This is a genomic window from Streptomyces sp. 13-12-16 (genome assembly GCF_002114215.1).
Taxonomy (GTDB): domain Bacteria; phylum Actinomycetota; class Actinomycetes; order Streptomycetales; family Streptomycetaceae; genus Streptomyces.
Genome location: NZ_NCTE01000304.1, coordinates 8568 through 10967, shown reverse-complemented (window position 1 = coordinate 10967; position 2400 = coordinate 8568). Strand labels below are relative to the sequence as shown.

2 protein-coding genes are annotated in these 2400 nt (G+C 71.5%); both read left to right on the top strand.

Going from position 1 to position 2400, the window contains the following annotated elements; translation table 11 throughout:
- Positions 1-589: DUF2690 domain-containing protein (locus B7767_RS13185; RefSeq protein WP_143652403.1), on the top strand; the 589-nt coding region annotated here is incomplete at its 5' end.
- 442 nt (positions 590-1031) lie between these two features.
- The gene (locus tag B7767_RS13180; RefSeq protein ID WP_085572355.1) at positions 1032-2021 is read left to right on the top strand and encodes a malate dehydrogenase; all 990 of its coding nucleotides are present in this window, start codon (positions 1032-1034) and stop codon (positions 2019-2021) included.
- Positions 2022-2400 lie beyond the last annotated feature (379 nt).

Below are 2400 nucleotides of genomic sequence, written 5' to 3'. Positions count from 1 at the left end.
CTCCGGGCCCGCGGCGGGCGCCTCCGGGACGTACGGCGCGCCGCCCCCGGGCGCGTCCGGTCGGGGCCGCCCGGGCGGACCGGGCCGTTCCGGCGGCAAGCGACGGACGTCGACGTTCATCGCCGGAGCGGTGGGAGCGCTGGTGGTGGTCGCCGCCGCGTTCTACGTCACCAGCACCGAGGGCGACAAGAAGAAGGACGAGACGCAGAAGTCCCCCTCGCCCACCGCCACCGCCAGTGTCGACCTGCCCCCCGGCGTGAAGTGCAGCGGCGACAGTTGCGAGGGCAAGGACGCCGAGGCCATGGGGTGCAGCGGCGACCTGGTGACCACCACGCGGACCGGGACCGTCGGCGCCACCACGGTGGAGGTCCGCTACAGCGAGACCTGCGCCGCGGCATGGGGACGCATCACGCAGGGCGCGCAGGGGGACGAGGTCGAGATCAGCGCGGGCACGTCGAAGCAGAGCGACAGCATCACCGCGGCCGGCGACACGGTCACGTACACCCCGATGGTGCCGGTGAAGGACGCGGCGGACGCGAAGGCCTGCGCCGTACTGGCCGCCACCGGTGAGAAGGGCTGCACGGAGTAGTACCCGCACACGATCCGTCCCGCCACCCGTATGGGCCCGTACGGGCCCATACGGGTTCATGCATGTGGGGAAAATGTGGGGACGCGCATGGTGCGGCGGAAGGGGGGCACGCGGAAAGTACCCCCACGGGAGTCCGGCACGGTCGGTCCCCGACGGCGGCCGCCCCGCCCCCACCTCTCCCGGACGGAGCGGCCGCCCCTCTCGTGCCCGTTCGGCTACCCGTGTGCCCGGGCCGTCACTCTGTGGGACGGGCCACAGGGAGCCCGGCCGTCCGCGCCCGTGGATGCGCGATAGCCTGACCGCTGGATCTCTCTTGACGCCAAGAGATCGATCATCCGATCCGATGATCGATCATCGTGGTGGACGCCGGTCACGAGCCGGACGGGATCCCGCACCCCGGGGCAGGGACCGCCCCACCGCCAGCTGTCATACGGAGAACGCCATGACCCGCACTCCCGTGAACGTCACCGTCACCGGCGCGGCCGGCCAGATCGGTTACGCCCTGCTCTTCCGCATCGCCTCCGGCCAGCTGCTCGGCGCGGACGTGCCGGTCAAGCTGCGCCTGCTGGAGATCACCCCGGCGCTCAAGGCCGCCGAGGGCACGGCCATGGAGCTGGACGACTGCGCGTTCCCGCTCCTCCAGGGCATCGACATCACGGACGACCCGAACGTGGCCTTCGACGGCGCCAACGTCGGCCTCCTCGTGGGCGCCCGCCCGCGCACCAAGGGCATGGAGCGCGGTGACCTCCTGGAGGCCAACGGCGGCATCTTCAAGCCGCAGGGCCAGGCCATCAACGCCCACGCCGCGGACGACATCAAGGTCCTGGTCGTCGGCAACCCGGCCAACACCAACGCCCTGATCGCCCAGGCCGCCGCCCCGGACGTACCCGCCGAGCGGTTCACCGCCATGACCCGCCTGGACCACAACCGCGCGCTGACCCAGCTCTCGAAGAAGACCGGCGTCCCGGTCTCCGAGATCAGGAAGCTGACGATCTGGGGCAACCACTCCGCCACCCAGTACCCCGACATCTTCCACGCCACGGTCGCCGGCAAGAACGCCGCCGAGGTCGTGAACGACGAGAAGTGGCTGGCCGAGGACTTCATCCCGACCGTCGCCAAGCGCGGCGCCGCGATCATCGAGGCCCGTGGCGCCTCGTCGGCCGCCTCCGCCGCCAACGCCGCCATCGACCACGTGTACACCTGGGTCAACGGCACCGCCGACGGCGACTGGGCCTCCATGGGCATCCCGTCGGACGGCTCCTACGGCGTCCCGGAGGGCCTGATCTCCTCCTTCCCGGTCACCGTGAAGGACGGCAAGTACGAGATCGTCCAGGGCCTGGAGATCAACGAGTTCTCCCGCGCCCGCATCGACGCCTCCGTCAAGGAGCTCGAGGAGGAGCGCGAGGCGGTCCGCGGCCTCGGCCTCATCTGATCCCACCCGCTCCAGGGTCTCGGGCCCCGCACCGGCACGGCCGGTGCGGGGCCCGTCGCGTTCCTCCGGCCGCCCCGCCCGCACCCGGGCCCGCCCCGGAGCCGTACGGGCCCGCCGGACACCACCCGTGGCACCGGCACGCAGTGACCGTCCGCCTACAAGGTGGGCGATTTCTTCCGTTCTGCCCTTGCTTTCAGTGACGCGGCGCACTTCCGGCCTTCGAATCCGCATGCATGCGGGGCTCAAGGGCAGGAGCACCCGGTCCCGTGGACGACACCTGTGCGACTCACGGGTGCTGAACAGGAACGGAAGGCAGCAGACCGATCATGGCGGACAGTACGGAAATCCGGGTGCGCGACACCATCCACGCGGGGGGCGA